At 68.9% G+C, this 14,455-nt stretch carries 15 protein-coding genes; 3 read left to right on the top strand and 12 right to left on the bottom strand.

What is annotated here, in order from left to right; genetic code table 11:
• Nucleotide 1: 1 nt before the first annotated feature.
• From KL771_RS02745 to coaD, 10 genes are all read right to left on the bottom strand, one after another.
• Entirely contained in the window at nucleotides 2–703 is a 702-nt protein-coding gene (locus KL771_RS02745; protein ID WP_261967020.1) for a GntR family transcriptional regulator, read from the bottom strand.
• Complete coding sequence (locus tag KL771_RS02750; RefSeq protein WP_261967021.1) at nucleotides 703–2,208, bottom strand: tripartite tricarboxylate transporter permease; 1,506 nt, start codon at nucleotides 2,206–2,208, stop codon at nucleotides 703–705. The genes KL771_RS02745 and KL771_RS02750 overlap by 1 nt, the downstream gene beginning before the upstream one ends.
• Before the next feature lie 11 nt (nucleotides 2,209–2,219).
• Nucleotides 2,220–2,696, bottom strand: coding sequence for a tripartite tricarboxylate transporter TctB family protein (locus KL771_RS02755; RefSeq protein ID WP_261967022.1), 477 nt, complete (start codon nucleotides 2,694–2,696; stop codon nucleotides 2,220–2,222).
• Nucleotides 2,697–2,788: 92 nt separating this feature from the next.
• Nucleotides 2,789–3,793: a tripartite tricarboxylate transporter substrate binding protein gene (locus KL771_RS02760; RefSeq protein WP_261967023.1), complete on the bottom strand. Its 1,005-nt coding sequence runs from the start codon at nucleotides 3,791–3,793 to the stop codon at nucleotides 2,789–2,791.
• Between the two features lie 80 nt (nucleotides 3,794–3,873).
• Complete coding sequence (locus KL771_RS02765; protein WP_261967024.1) at nucleotides 3,874–5,280, bottom strand: FAD-binding oxidoreductase; 1,407 nt, start codon at nucleotides 5,278–5,280, stop codon at nucleotides 3,874–3,876.
• Between the two features lie 217 nt (nucleotides 5,281–5,497).
• Nucleotides 5,498–6,658 (bottom strand): tRNA guanosine(34) transglycosylase Tgt, encoded by a 1,161-nt coding sequence (tgt, locus tag KL771_RS02770; protein WP_261967025.1) that lies wholly within the window; start codon nucleotides 6,656–6,658, stop codon nucleotides 5,498–5,500.
• Complete coding sequence (gene queA, locus KL771_RS02775; RefSeq protein ID WP_261967084.1) at nucleotides 6,655–7,740, bottom strand: tRNA preQ1(34) S-adenosylmethionine ribosyltransferase-isomerase QueA; 1,086 nt, start codon at nucleotides 7,738–7,740, stop codon at nucleotides 6,655–6,657. The genes tgt and queA overlap by 4 nt, the downstream gene beginning before the upstream one ends.
• Before the next feature lie 99 nt (nucleotides 7,741–7,839).
• Nucleotides 7,840–8,316, bottom strand: a complete 477-nt coding sequence (locus KL771_RS02780; protein WP_261967026.1) for a peptidylprolyl isomerase — start codon at nucleotides 8,314–8,316, stop codon at nucleotides 7,840–7,842.
• A gap of 111 nt (nucleotides 8,317–8,427) precedes the next feature.
• Nucleotides 8,428–8,979: a peptidylprolyl isomerase gene (locus KL771_RS02785; protein WP_261967027.1), complete on the bottom strand. Its 552-nt coding sequence runs from the start codon at nucleotides 8,977–8,979 to the stop codon at nucleotides 8,428–8,430.
• Nucleotides 8,980–9,005: 26 nt separating this feature from the next.
• Nucleotides 9,006–9,503 carry a pantetheine-phosphate adenylyltransferase gene (gene coaD, locus KL771_RS02790; protein WP_261967028.1) on the bottom strand — a complete coding sequence of 166 codons (498 nt, stop codon included), beginning with the start codon at nucleotides 9,501–9,503 and terminating at the stop codon, nucleotides 9,006–9,008.
• 353 nt (nucleotides 9,504–9,856) lie between these two features.
• Here coaD and KL771_RS02795 point away from each other — a divergent pair, with 353 nt between their 5' ends.
• A complete protein-coding gene (locus KL771_RS02795; RefSeq protein ID WP_261967029.1) occupies nucleotides 9,857–10,180 on the top strand; it encodes a hypothetical protein in 324 nt (107 codons plus the stop codon).
• 237 nt (nucleotides 10,181–10,417) lie between these two features.
• Here KL771_RS02795 and KL771_RS02800 read toward each other — a convergent pair whose 3' ends face one another.
• Nucleotides 10,418–11,488: a COX15/CtaA family protein gene (locus tag KL771_RS02800; RefSeq protein WP_261967030.1), complete on the bottom strand. Its 1,071-nt coding sequence runs from the start codon at nucleotides 11,486–11,488 to the stop codon at nucleotides 10,418–10,420.
• A gap of 145 nt (nucleotides 11,489–11,633) precedes the next feature.
• Here KL771_RS02800 and KL771_RS02805 point away from each other — a divergent pair, with 145 nt between their 5' ends.
• Complete coding sequence (locus KL771_RS02805) at nucleotides 11,634–11,849, top strand: DUF2842 domain-containing protein (RefSeq protein WP_261967031.1); 216 nt, start codon at nucleotides 11,634–11,636, stop codon at nucleotides 11,847–11,849.
• A 35-nt stretch (nucleotides 11,850–11,884) separates the two neighbouring features.
• Here KL771_RS02805 and KL771_RS02810 read toward each other — a convergent pair whose 3' ends face one another.
• Nucleotides 11,885–12,937: a polysaccharide deacetylase family protein gene (locus KL771_RS02810; protein WP_261967032.1), complete on the bottom strand. Its 1,053-nt coding sequence runs from the start codon at nucleotides 12,935–12,937 to the stop codon at nucleotides 11,885–11,887.
• Nucleotides 12,938–13,279: 342 nt separating this feature from the next.
• Between KL771_RS02810 and KL771_RS02815 the strand changes: the two genes are divergently transcribed.
• A complete protein-coding gene (locus KL771_RS02815; protein WP_261967033.1) occupies nucleotides 13,280–14,443 on the top strand; it encodes a GNAT family N-acetyltransferase in 1,164 nt (387 codons plus the stop codon).
• Nucleotides 14,444–14,455: the final 12 nt, after the last annotated feature.

The following is a 14,455-nucleotide window of genomic DNA, read 5'->3' on the forward strand; positions in this document are numbered from 1 at the left end:
GTCATGTCTCCTTCAGGGTCAGGGCTGGGCGACCCGGCGCGGCCGGCTCGGCCAGCGCCTCCCGATAGACCTTCCGGGTCCGGTCGATATGCTCGGCGAGCAGGGCCTCGAGCGCCGGGATGTCGCCGGCCTCAAACAGGTCGGCCATCGCGCGGTGCTCCTCATAGGAGGTGTCGCGGCGCGGGCGCGAGCGGGCGGTCAGGTGGGTGCGCAGCGCCGCCACCTTGCCGGCGGCAAGCCGGTAGGCGTCGGCCAGATAGGCATTGGCGCAATGGTCGAACAGGGCGCGGTGGAAGCGGCTGTCGGCCCGGCCATAGGCGACCGCGTCGTCGGTCGAGGCGCGGTCCATCTCGGCGATCGCCTCGCGCCAGGATGCCAGGGCAGCCGTTCGCGCCCGCGCGTGGCAAAGCCGCACGGCCTGGATCTCCAGGATGGTGCGGTATTCGCACAGCGTCACGGTATCCTCGATGGTCGGCTGGAAGACGAAGCTGCCCTTTTTGTTCAGGATCACCACCAGCCCCGTCCCGGCGAGCGCCGCCAGCGCATCGCGCACCGGCGTCCGGCTGACCCCGAAGGACTTGGCCAGCGTCTCCTCCGAGATCATTTCGCCGAGCCCGAACTCGCCCTCCACGATCGCCCGCTCCAGGCGATCGATGATCATGGCGGTCAGCGAGCGCGGCGCCTCGATTCTGAGGTCGGGCATCAGGCGGCCGACCGGGGCTCGGCCGCCCGCAGCCGCCGGATGGCGACGCGCAGGAACGGCCAGGTCCACACGACGAGCGTCATCACGCCGAGCACGCCGGCGATCGGGCGTTCGAAGAAATCGGCGACATGGCCGTCGGACTTGATCATCGACTTGACCAGGTTCTCCTCCAGCATCGGTCCGAGCACCACGCCTAGGATGGCCGGCGCGACAGGGAAGTCGTTCTCCTCCAGGATATAGGCAACCAGCCCGGCGACCAGCATGATGCCGATATCGAAGGCCGCATTGTTCATCGCGAAAGAGCCGACGATGCAGAAGAGCAGGATCACGGGCATCAGGATGGCGCGCGGCACCGCCAGGATGCGCTTGGCGACCTTGATGGTGGCCCAGCCGAACGGCACCATGATCAAATTGGCGAAGATGAACAGGATGTAGATCGCGTAGATGTTCTGCGGATTGGTCGTGAACAGCGTCGGGCCGGGATTGAGGTTCTTCATGTAGAGCACGCCGATCACGATCGCCGTCAGCGTGTCGCCCGGAATGCCGAAGACCAGCGCCGGAATCCAGGCGCCGGCGAGCGCGCTGTTGTTGGCGGCACCCGATTCGACGATGCCCTCGACATGACCGGTGCCGAACTTCTCCGGTTCCTTGGAGAATTTCTTGGAGACCGCGTAGCTCATCCAGGCGGCGATATCCGAGCCAGCGCCCGGCAGGGCACCGACGACGGTGCCGAGCACGCTGCCGCGGACGATCTGGACCGGATACTGGACGGTCAGCCGCCACATGCCGGCAAAGACGTTGACGATCGGCTGGTCGATGATCGGCGGCCGGGCCTTGGTGTCGAGCGCGTAGCGGATGATCTCGGAGGTCGCGAACATGCCGATCAAGAGCGGCAGGAAGCCGATGCCGCCCATCAGGTCGGTGCTGCCGCCGGTGAAGCGCGGAAAGGCGGCCGGATTGCTCAGTCCGACCGAGGCGACCAGGAAGCCGAGCACCAGCATGATGCCGCCCTTGAGCGGCCGGTCGGACGAGATGGCGATCGCGCAGGTGATGCCGAGCAGGATCAGCCAGAAATACTCGAAGGACGTAAAATTCAGGGCAAATTCGGCCAGGATCGGCGCACAGGCGATCAATACGACCGTGCCGAACAGCCCGCCGATCGCCGAGAAGACGAGGCCGGCGCCGAGCGCGGTGTCGGCATGGCCGTTGCGCGACATGGCGTAGGATTCGTCCGTGTAGGCGGCCGAGGCGGCGGTGCCGGGCATGCGCAGCAGGCAGCCCGGAATGTCGCCGGCGAAGATCGCCATCGCGCTGGTCGTCACCATGGCGGCGAGCGCCGGGATCGGATCCATGAAGAAGGTCAGCGGCACCAGTAGCGCCAGCGCCATGGTGGCGGTGAGGCCCGGCACGGCGCCGACGAACAGGCCGTAGATCGAGGCGGCGGCGATGATCAGCAGGGTCTCGGCGTTGAAGACCATCCCGAAGGCGGTGACGACGGCATCCATGGCGACCCCCTTCAGAAGGCGTAGCGGGTGAGGAGACCCCAGGGCAGCGGCACGCCGAGGACCTTGTAGAACAGCCCCCACATGATCGCCGTGGTGAGGAGCGCGGAGACGAGCGCGACCGGCCAGCGGATGCCGAGCGTCAGGTGCCAGACGAACATCAGCGGCGGCACCACGATCAGGAAACCCAGGCGGTTGGCCAGCAGCGTATAGGCCAGGATGCCGCCGAGCGTGGCCAGACCGGCCAGGATATGGCGCGGCGAGGCGATCCAGGGGCCGACCTCGACCAGCCCGCGCATGCGTGCCGGCGCCAGCCGTCCCTTGACGAACAGCATCAGCCCGAACACGGTCAGCAACGCGCCAGCGGTGCCGGGGAACACGGCGGGGCCGACATCCTGGCCGGGCATCTTCGGATAGCCGGAGACCGTGACCAGCACGGCAACCCCGATCAGGGCGAAGATCAGCCCGAGGATCGTGTCGTGGATTTTCATGGGGTTCCCCCGGGGATCGGATCGCGACGGGCACGAGGCGGCCGGTCCGGGGCCGCAGGGCCGCCCCGGACCGGTCCGTCATACCCGTTCGGTCACTTCTTCAGGCCGACCTCGGTCAGCGTCTCGCCGAGATTCTTGTCGTTGGCGACCATGAAGGCGCGGAAGCCCTCGCCGGGCGTCCAGCCGGTCGCATAGCCCTTGGACTTCATGAAGTTCAGATAGTCGGCCGTCTCGACCGCCTTGCCGACCTCGGCCTGCAGGCGCGCGACCACCGGTGCCGGCGTGCCCTTCGGGGCGACGATGCCGCGCCAGGAGCCCATCGACCAGTTGAGGCCTGCGGCCTCCTGCAGGGTCGGCACGTCCGGCGCTGCGGCGTCGCGCTTCGGCGCCAGGATGGCGAGCGGACGGATGCGCCCGGCCGCCATCAGCGCCGCGGCCTCGGGCAGCGAGGCGGTGGCGATCTGCACGCCGCCGGCGGCGAGATCCTGCAGTCCCGGCGCCGCGCCTTCGCTCGGCACCCAGGCGACGCGCGCGGTCGGGATGCCGGCGGTCTTGAGGAGACCGGCGAGCGCCAGGTGGTTGACGCCGCCCTGCGCGCTGCCCGAGGCCTTGAACTGGCGGTCGGAGCTCTTGGCGATCGCGTCGACCAGATCCTTGGCGGTCTTATGAGGGCTGTCGGCGCGCACGAAGAGGGCGGCCGGATCGGAATTGTAGAGGCCGATCGGCTCGTAGGCCTCATGCGTCAGGGCGGTCAGGCCCTGGTGGTGCATGCCGCCGATTTCGAGCGTGGCGATGCCGATCGTGTAGCCGTCCGGCTCGGCCGAGGCGATCGCCTGATGGCCGACCACGCCGGACCCGCCGGTGCGGTTGACGACCGGGACCGGCACGCCGAGCTGCTTTTCCAGCAGCGAAGCGATCATGCGCGCGGTCGCGTCGGTGCCGCCGCCGGCGCCCCAGGGCACGATCATGGTGATCGGCCGGTTCGGCCAGGTCTGCGCCGCGGCCGGGCCGGCGGCCGCGAGCACGGCAACGCCCGCCAGCGCGGCCAGCATGGTGCGGCGTCCGAAGGTCAGGGCGGCGATTTTCAGGGTGGTCATGGGTTTCCTCCGTTCCCAGTGTCGTTGCGAGTTCTCGGCCGCGTGTCCCCGCGGCTTTCGTGCGTTTCGGTTCGGGTCGTTCAGACCGGATCCGGCAGGACCTTGCCCGGATTGAGAATGCCGAGCGGATCGAGCGCCTGTTTGATGGCGCGCATCACCGCGATCCCCTCGCCATGTTCGAGCGCCATGAACTTGCGCTTGCCCGAGCCGACGCCGTGCTCGCCGGTCGCCGTGCCCTCCATGGCGATGGCGCGGCGGACCAGGCGGTCGTTGAGCGCCTCGGCCTCGGCGAGTTCGGCCGGATCGGCCGGATCGATGACCAGACCGAGATGGAAGTTGCCGTCGCCGACATGGCCGACCGTGGCGACGAAGAAGCTCGCCCCGGCCACGTCCTCGCGGGTGGCGCGGACGAGTTCGGTCAGGCGCGAGATCGGCACGCAGACATCCGTGCTCCAGACCCGCGCGCCCGGACGCATGCCCTGGATCGCGTAGTGGACATTGTGACGGACATGCCAGAGCCGGTTCAGCGCCTGCTGGCCGGCCGCCCATTCGAAGCCGGCGCCGCCATGGTCGCGGGCGATCTCCTCGACCAGCGCGGCCTGCTCGTCGACGCCGGCCCGGGTGCCCTGGAACTCGAAGAACAGGGTCGGTACCTCGGCGAAGTCCGCCTTGAAGTGCCGATTGACCGCCGCCATCGTGTTGCCGTCGAGCAGTTCGACCCGGCTCACCGGGATGCCGCACTGGATCAGCGTGGTCACGGTCTGGACCGCGTCGGCGATGTCGTCGAAGCGGCAGGTCGCCGCCGAGATCGCCTCCGGGATGCCGTAGAGGCGCACGGTCAGTTCGGTGATGATGCCGAGCGTGCCTTCCGAGCCGACCAGGAGCCGGGTCAGGTCGTAGCCGGCGGAGGATTTGCGCGCCCGACCGCCGGTGCGCACGATGCGGCCGTCGGCCATCACGGCGGTCAATTGCACGACATTCTCGCGCATGGTGCCGTAGCGGACCGCATTGGTGCCGGAGGCGCGCGTCGCCGCCATGCCGCCGAGCGTCGCCTCGGCGCCGGGATCGACCGGGAAGAACAGCCCGGCATCGCGCAGGTGCGTGTTCAGCTGCTGGCGGGTGACGCCGGCCTCGACGGTGGCGTCGAGATCGTCCGGGCGGAACGCCAGGATGCGGTTCATGCCCGACAGGTCGATCGACAGGCCGCCGCGGGTCGCGCCGACATGGCCCTCCAGCGAGGTGCCCGCCCCGAAGGCGACGATCGGGGTCCGATGCTGCGCCGCAAGACGGACGATGGCGGCGACCTCCTCGGTCGAGACCGCGCGGCAGACACCGTCCGGCGGCTCGCCCGGATGCCAGGATTCGCCCCGGCCGTGGCTCTCGCGATCGGCGGCCGACATGGAAAACCGGTTGCCGAGCAAGGCCCTGAGCGCTTCGACGAGGGCCGGATCGAGGGCCGGGCGGGGTTCGGGGACGGCGATGGTCACGTCTCGGCTCGCGGCTGGGTCGGGTCCCGGCGGGAGCGCCGGACCGGGAGAGATTGGCAGCCGGCATCGCGGGCGTCAACGTCTTGTATGTAAGGTTCATGACCTTAGTTACGCTGCAGCGCAGCAGCGGCACCGACCCCAAATGCGCATGCGCCATCGTCCAGGCGCGCGGTCCGGCGACGGCGATCGATCGTCGGTACGCGTTTGTGACGCCGGCTCAGAGCGGCGGGATGTCGCCCCGCGCCCAGCCGGCCTTGACCTCGGCCTTATGGTCCTCGAAGCGGCCGGCCTCGATGGCGGCGCGCAGGCCGGCCATCAGGTCCTGGTAGTAGGACAGGTTGATCCAGGTCAGCAGCATGGCGCCGAGCGCCTCCTCGGCCTTGACCAGGTGGTGCAGATAGGCACGCGAATAGTCCCTGGCGGCCGGACAGGTGGACTCCTCGTCGATCGGGCGCGGATCGTCGGCGTGACGGGCGTTGCGCAGGTTGACCTTGCCGCGCCGCGTAAAGGCCTGGCCGTGCCGGCCGGCCCGGGTCGGCATGACGCAATCGAACATGTCGATGCCGCGGCCGACCGATTCGACGATGTCGTCGGGCGTGCCGACGCCCATCAGGTAGCGCGGCCGGTCCTCAGGCAGTTCGGGCGTGGTCGCCGACAGGATGCGCAGCATGACGTCCTGCGGTTCGCCGACCGCCAGCCCGCCGACCGCGTAGCCGTGAAAGCCGATCGCCGTCAGCGCGCGCGCCGATTCCACCCGCAGGGCCTCGTCGTCGCCGCCCTGCACGATGGCGAAGAGGCCGTGACCGGGCTTGCCGAAGAAGGCGGCCTTGGAGCGCTCCGCCCAGCGCAGCGACAGCCGCATGGCGCGCTCGATCTCGGCGCGTTCCGCTGGGAGCGCGACGCATTCGTCGAGCTGCATCTGGATGTCCGAGCCGAGCAGGCCCTGGATCTCCAGGCTGCGCTCCGGCGAAAGCACATGGCGGCTGCCGTCGATATGGCTCTGGAAGGTCACCGCCTGCTCGTTGATCTTCCGGAGCTTGGCCAGCGACATGACCTGGAAGCCGCCGGAATCGGTCAGGATCGGATGGGGCCAGTTCATGAACCGGTGCAGGCCACCGAGCCGGTCGACGCGCTCGGCCGTCGGGCGCAGCATCAGGTGATAGGTGTTGCCGAGCAGGATGTCGGCGCCGAGCGCCCTCACCTGCTCGGGATACATGGTCTTCACCGTCGCCTGGGTGCCGACCGGCATGAAGGCCGGCGTGCGGATCGCCCCATGGGCGGTCGTCACCTCGCCACGCCGGGCCATGCCGTCGGTGGCGATCCGGCGGAAGCCGAAGGCGGGCGCCGCGGCGGGGTCGGTCGGGGTGGGAACGGTCATCGGCCGGTGGCCCTGAACAGGAGCGAGGTATCGCCGTAGGAATAGAAGCGATAGCCGGTTGCGATCGCCTGCGCATAGGCGGCCCGCATGCAGTCCAGCCCGGCGAAGGCCGAGACCAGCATGAACAGGGTCGAGCGCGGCAGGTGGAAATTGGTCATCAGCATGTCGACCGCGCGGATCGCCTTGCCGGGGGTGATGAAGATATCGGTCTCGCCCGAGAAGGGCCGGATGCGCCCCGCCTCGTCCGCCGCGCTTTCCAGAAGCCGGAGCGAGGTCGTGCCGACCGCCACGATCCGTCCGCCGCGGGCGCGCACGGCGTTGAGCGCCGCCGCGGTCGCCGCATCGATCGTGCCCCATTCGGAATGCATGCGGTGCTCGGCCGTATCGTCGACCTTCACGGGCAGGAAAGTGCCGGCCCCGACATGCAGCGTCACGAAATGCCGCTCGACGCCGGCTGCGTCGAGCCGCGCGATCAGGTCCGGCGTGAAATGCAGCCCGGCGGTCGGCGCCGCGACCGCGCCCTCGGCGCGGGCGTAGACGGTCTGATAGTCGGCGAGGTCCTGCGCATCGGCGGCGCGCTTCGACGAGATATAGGGCGGCAGCGGCACGGTGCCGACGGCGTGGATGGCCTGGTCGAGATCCGGGCCGGCCAGATCGAAGGCGACCAGCACCTGCCCGTCCTCGGCCTTCTCGGCGACCGTCGCCCAGACCTCGCCGAGGAGGCACGCCTGTCCGTGTTCGCCGAACAGGACCCGGTCGCCGACCTTCAGCCGCTTGCCCGGCCGCGCGAAAGCGCGCCAGCGGTCCGCCCCCTCGCGCTTCAGGAGCGTGAAGGCGACGGCGACGCGGCCCTCGTCCCGGATGCGGGTGCCGTGCAGTTCGGCCGGGATGACGCGCGTGTCGTTGAAGACCAGGGCATCGCCCGGCCGGACGAGATCCGGCAGGTCGCCGACGGTGCGGTCCTCGATCCGGCAGCCCTCGTCCGGCCGCACGACCATCAGCCGCGCCGCCTCCCGCGGGTGCGCCGGCCGGAGTGCGATCCGCTCGGCCGGAAGGTCGAAATCGAACAGGTCGACGCGCAGGGCTCGGCTCCCGGGAAATTGGGCTTCAAAACGGCGACAGCCCCGCGCCGGCCGGAGCCGAGCCGCGGGGCTTCGCTTGCAGTCCAGACGATCAGACCGTCAGGCGGCCTTCTCGTCGGCCAGGACGCGCAGCGACACGATCTTGTCCGGGTCGCGGACCGGCTCGCCGCGCTTGATCTTGTCGACATTCTCCATGCCTTCGGTGACCTTGCCCCAGACCGTGTACTGACGGTCGAGGAAGCGGGCATCCTCGAAGCAGATGAAGAACTGCGAATTGGCGGAGTTCGGGTTCTGGGCCCGGGCCATCGAGCAGACGCCGCGGACATGCGGCTCGGTGTTGAACTCGGCCTTGAGGTCCGGATAGCTCGAACCGCCCGTGCCGGTGCCGCGCGGGCAGCCGGTCTGGGCCATGAAGCCGTCGATCACACGGTGGAAGACGATGCCGTCATAGAACTTCTCGCGGGCGAGCTTCTTGATGCGCTCGACATGACCGGGCGCGAGGTCCGGGCGCAGTTCGATGACGACACGGCCCTTGGTCGTCTCCATCACCAGCGTGTTTTCGGGATCGGCAGCCATCTTATATCCTTGTCGTTAAGCGGCCTGTTCAGGGCCGGGTCGGGCGGTCTTATCGACGAAAACGCCTCGGTCCGCAACCAAGCGGACCGGTGTCGTCCCGCACAAGCCGGCCTACTTCACGTCGGCGGCGACCTGCATCTTGACGATGATGTCAGGATCGGCGACCGCGCCGTTGTTCTCCTTGGTGCCCTTGCGGATCTGGTCGACGACCGCCATGCCGTCGATCACGTCGCCGAACACCGTGTACTTGCCATTGAGCCAGGGGCTGTCGGCGAGGCAGATGAAGAACTGCGAATTGGCGCTGTTCGGATCGTTCGAACGGGCCATGCCGAGCGTGCCGCGCTGGAACTTGGTGTCGGTGAACTCGGCCGGCAGGTTCGGCAGCGGCGAGCCGCCGGTGCCGTTGCCGCGCGGATCGCCGGTCTGGGCCATGAAGTCCGGGATCACCCGGTGGAACTTGAGGCCGTTGTAGAAGCCCTGACGGGTCAGCGTCTTGATGCGCTCGACATGCTTCGGGGCCAGACCCGGACGCAGCATGATGGTGACGCGGCCATACTGGGTGTCGAGATAGAGCGTGTTCTCGGGATCCGGCTTCTCGGCGGCATGGGCGGCGGGGATGAGCGCGGCCGCACCGAGAGCGGCCAGGAAAGTCCTGCGGAGCATGGAACGGGTCCTTCTTCGGGGTCGGGTCAGCCGCCGGCTGCGCGGGCGGCAAGCCTTGCGGCGACGCCGGCCGGGACGAATGGCGCCGGATCGCCGCCCATCTGGGCGATCTGCCGGACCAGCGTGGCGGTGATGTGGCGTACATGCGGCGAGGCGGGCAGGAAGATCGTACGCACGGCCGGGGCCATGATGCCGTTCATGCCGGCCATCTGCATTTCATAGTCGAGGTCGGTGCCGTCGCGCAGGCCGCGGATCAGGATCGAGGCGCCCCGCTCCGCCGCAACCTTCACGACCAGCCCCTGGAAGGCCATCACGTCGACCCGCTCCTGCGGGTGGCCGAGCGCGGCGACCGCCTCGCGGATCATCGCCTCGCGCTCCTCGAAGCTGAACAGCGGCTTCTTGGTGGCGCTGATGCCGATGGCGACGATCACCCGATCGGCGATGTCGAGCGCCTGGGCGAGAACGTCCACATGGCCGTTGGTGACGGGATCGAAGGAGCCGGGATAGAGCGCTGTGCGGGTCATGGCGCCTCCTTAGCGCAACTCGCGCCCGGACGGAATCGCCGGGACGGACGAGCCGGTCGATTCCCTCGAAAGGCGGCAATCGCAGCGCATCGAACGGCCCCAACCCGCGCGATTCCGCGGGCGTCCATGTCGTTCCGGCCGGAATGTTTCGTCGCAGCCAGAATTGTTTCGTCCCCCTCCCATTCTGTTGCCGGTTCGAAACCCGATTGCCGAACGGACGCAAAGACCCCGACACGGAGCGCCGCTAGTCTCACCGGTGTCAGAGATGAAGACGACCTGAACGACCGGCTCCGAGACCATTCACGATCCGCGTGGAAAGGTCGGGGCCCAGACGAGAGAGACGGAGAGGAACGATGAGCCTCCAGAAGATGATCGCCACGATTGCCGCCGCGGCTGGCCTGACCGGATCGATCCTGTTCGGAGCCGCCCATGCCGAGCGCATCGAGACCGCCGGCAAGGCCGACCGGATCGCGATCGCAGCCACCAATGCCCGCATCGCCGCGGCCTTCGACCTGATCTCGGCCTGCACCGGCGCCGGCCACGAGGCCGCCCCGGACTGCGCCTCTGACGCCGACAACGGCATTCTGCCGGTCCGGACCATCACCATCGAGAAGCGCGACGAAGCCGCCCGGACTTCGGTCCTCGTCCGCATGCCCGCCCCCGAGGCGAGCCGCTGAGTTTTCGCCGATCGGCCGACCTGACCCGTCGGACCGCCGGCACCCGAGCTTGGAGACCGGGGCGGCAACCCACCCGCACCCCCTGACCATCGCCGCTTCGGTCTCCAACACCCCTCGCCCGCGTCCCCGGGCACCTGCTGTTCCCCCTTCGTGGCTAGCCATCCAGCCACCACCTGGGCCGCGCTCCGAACAGGAGCGCGGCCTTTTTCTTTCTCAGGCCGGATCAGGGGACGGGCGTCAGGCGCGGCGGACCGCTTTCAGGTGGGCGACGGCGATCCCGAGCACCAGGACGGCCAGACCCTGGTGGACGAGCGCGAGACCGAGCGGGACGACCATCAGAAGCGTCAGGATGCCGACGACCGCCTGCGCGGCCACGGCAAGGCCGAGCAGCAGGCCGCTCGCCCGGGCCGCGCCGCCGGCGCGAACCGCGAGACCCGCCTGCACGAGGGCGAGCGCGAACAGGGTATAGGCGCCCATCCGGTGGACGAACTGAACGAGGCCGTGATTCTCGAACAGATTGCGCCAAGCCGGTTCGAGCGCCAGCGGCGCGTCCGGCAGGAAGCTGCCGTTCATCGACGGCCAGGTGTTGTAGACGAGGCCGGCATCGTTGCCGGCGACCAGTCCACCCAGGAAAATCTGAACGAAGACCGCGACCGTCACGACCGTGGCGCCGACCGCGAGCCCGCGCCGGCGCCCCCGCGCTCCGGCGGTCACGGGTCCGGCCGCGCCCCGCTCGTCCAGCGACAGGGCGGTCCAGACCAAGGCGGCGAAGATGAAGCAGGCGAACGTCAGGTGGGTCGCCAGCCGGTAGGGCGCGACATCGACGCGGTCGACCAGGCCGGAGGCGACCATCCACCAGCCGACCGCCCCCTGCAGGCCGCCGAGGGCGAACAGCGTCACGAAGCGCGGCACCTGGCGGCGCGCGATCCGCCCGGTCGCGGCGAAGACCAGGAACGGCACCAGGAACGCGACGCCGATGAAGCGGCCGAGGAAGCGGTGCGCCCATTCCCACCAGAAGATGACCTTGAACGCCTCCAGGCTCATGCCCTGATTGACGAGGCGGTATTGCGGGATCTGCCGGTACTTTTCGAAGGCGTCGTGCCAGGCCGCATCGGTCAGCGGCGGCAAGGCGCCGAGCAGGGGCTGCCATTCGGTGATCGAAAGGCCGGAATCGGTCAGCCGCGTCGCCCCGCCGACGATCACCATCGCAAAGACCAGGAAGGCGACGAAGCCAAGCCAGATCCGGACCGGCCCGGTTCCTGTCGATGCGGGGACGGCCGACGGCGTGACGGACAAAGTGGCGGACATGGACAATTCCTCAGGCGCGGTCGCCGGGGCTTTCCTCCGGGCGCGACGACCCGATATAGGATTTCGGTCCCATCTTCCACAGCCGCCGCGGCAAAGGCGCCCGCCCGCCAAGGCCCGGCCGCCGCGTCACGGAGCCCTGCCCGCCATGCCGCCACGCCTCAAGCGCCTCCTCGGGGTGCTCCTGCTGCTCGCCTTCGTCTTCCTCTATATCTGGGTCATGACCGATGTCGGCGCGGTCGTCATCAGCCGGGTCGAAAATCCCTGGCGGATGCTCTACTTCGTTCTGGCCGGCATCGCCTGGATCGTTCCCGCGGGCGCCATCATCTGGTGGATGTATCGGCCCCGCCGCACCGGTTCCTGAGCGTCGTCCGTCCGCCCTGCCCGCCGAGCCGGCGGTCAGGCCACGTCCAGCCGCCGGAACCGGTTCCAGAGCATGAAGGGTGCGCCGGACAGCAGCACGTCGAGATAGCGCAGATCCTGAAAATTGCCGTTGAGCGAGACCCGCGGCAGAGCCGTCCGGTGGCCGGCATGTTCGGCATGAAGCATGCCCGGCCGCGTGGTCACTGCCAAGTCGAAGCCGGCCTCGCGCGCCAGGTCGAATTCGCGCTGACCGGCGGCGCGATGCGATCCGTAGGGGTAGGCGAAGATGCGCGGGCGCCTGCCGATCATGCCGGCGATGTCGTCCGCCGACCCCGCCATCTCCTGGAGCGCCGCCGACCGGTCGAGGCGCCGGATGTTGGGGTGCGTGCGCGTGTGGGCGCCGATGGTGACCAGAGGGTCGGCGGCCAGTTCGGCCAATTCGGTCCGCGTCATGATCTCGTGCCGGGTCGGACGCAAGGGATCCAGTCCGACCTCCCCGGCCAGACGCTCGACGCGCTCGAACACGATGCCGGGATCGGCCGTCCGGGCCCAGCACAGGATCCGATTGGCGACGCTGTCCTTGGCGGCGCGGCTGGCCGTCTCGAAGACTTCAGGTCCCGCGCCCAGGTCGAAGGTCAGCACCGGGACCATGCCGACGACCTCCTCGACCACCTTCCACCACAGCATGGTGGTGCGATCGACGAAGCCGGACGTGACGAAGACCGTGAACGGAATGCCGTGCCGGCGGAAGATCGGCCGTGCGATCTCGCGATTGTCGCGATAGCCGTCGTCGAAGGTCACCACCGCGAACCGCCGTGCGGCCGGATCGTCCAGGCGTCGGGCGGCCTCGGCCAGATCGACGAAATCGATGCCCCGCGCGCGGATGGCGGTCAGGACGCCTTCAAGGAATTCGGGCGTGACCTCGAGTTCGCGGTTCGGAGCGCAGGGCCCCGGCACGAAGGGGCGGACATGGTGCAGCGTCAGGATCAAGCCCTTGCCCGGACAGGCGAACGGGTGGACGCGGAAGGCGCCGGTCAGCGCCAGAGCCTCCATCCCGCCTCGTTGCACCAATGTTTTCAGTTTCTTCATGTCTCCCCCGAGTCATTTGCGCAACCATGACACGAACAGGCAAATGAACTCTGAACGTTTCAGTCGCGACTTGCGGCAGGACCAGATACCGTGCCCTTCATCGTAAAATAACCGGTCGGCGTTCAGGATATCCTGCGCGACGGATTGCATTGCCTATGGTTAACTGAGCCGGCCGTTAAATATATGCCGATATTGAGCGGCCGGGGTCCCTCGTGCTCGGCTTAACAATTTCGACAATCAACGGTATATTTCCTGAGGATGAAGCCCGGATCGGAACGCATGTCGATATCGACGGGAGTGCATGCCGTAAGGATAACGGCCCGACCGCAGCGGGGCTTTGCCGTGGCGTCAGCCCTCGACCCGACCGTGACGATCGTGCGCACGCTCGCCGAGGCGGAAGCCGCCTGGCGGTGGCTGGAAGCCCGCGACGCGGTGCCGCCGTTCCAGCGCTACGACTGGGTTCGCATCTGGCTCGAGGAAATCGGTACCGCCCGCGCCGTCGAACCGCTGATCGCGATCGGACGCCGTGGTCCGGACCTCGTCTTCCTGTGGCCGTTGATGGTGGCCCGCGAAGGCGCCGTCCGGGTCGGCCGATGGCTCGGCGACCGCAATGCGAACTACAATCCGGGCCTCTACGCGCCGGGAGAACGGGTACGGACGACGCGCGAGACGATCGCGGCCGCACTGGACGAGATCGCCCGGAGCGCCGCGATCGATTGCTACCACCTGGAGCGGCAGCCGCGGGTCTGGGCCGGCTGCGCCAATGCGCTGGCGACGATCCGAGGCTCGGTCGCCTCGCCGAGCAACGGACATGTCGCAACCCTGGCGCCCAGCTTCGAGCAGTTGCTCGCGCGCCATCCCGGCTCGCACCGCCGCAAGCGGATGCGCCAGCGCGAACGCCATTTCGAGACGTCCGGCGACTATCGCATCTCGACGGCTGCAACGACCGAAGAGGCCGCCTCGATGTTGGCCGTCTTCCTGGAACAGAAGGCCCGGCGCTTTGCCGAAATGGGCGTGCCGAACGTGTTCGCGTCGGCCGGGGTCGCGGGGTTCCTGCGACGGATGGCGACCGAGGCCGGCCCGGACGGGACACCGCTGCTGCGGCTGCACGCGCTCTGGGCGGCCGGTCGGGTCCGAGCCGTGGCGGGAACGGCGACCGCCGGCGACAGCCGTTCCATCCTGTTCCTGTCCTTCGCCAATGACGAACTGGCCCGGTTCGGTCCCGGGACGACGCTGGTCTACCGGCTGGTCGAGAACGGCTGCAAGGATGGCCTCGCCGGGCTCGATTTCGGCGTCGGCGAGGAGCCCTACAAGGAGAACTGGTGCGACCAGGAGATCGAACTGGTCGAAACCCTGCTGCCGGTGACGCTGAAGGGGCATGCCTTTGCGGCCGCAGCCCGGGCGGCGTTGGGCCTGAAGCGCGCGGTCAAGCGCAATCCCGCCGCCTGGAAGCTCTACCGGCAACTGCGCCTGCGCACCGCCCCGCTCCGCCGCGGCCCGCCGTGATCGCGATCGGCC

Origin of the sequence: Prosthecodimorpha staleyi (assembly GCF_018729455.1) — a bacterium.
GTDB lineage: Bacteria > Pseudomonadota > Alphaproteobacteria > Rhizobiales > Ancalomicrobiaceae > Prosthecodimorpha > Prosthecodimorpha staleyi.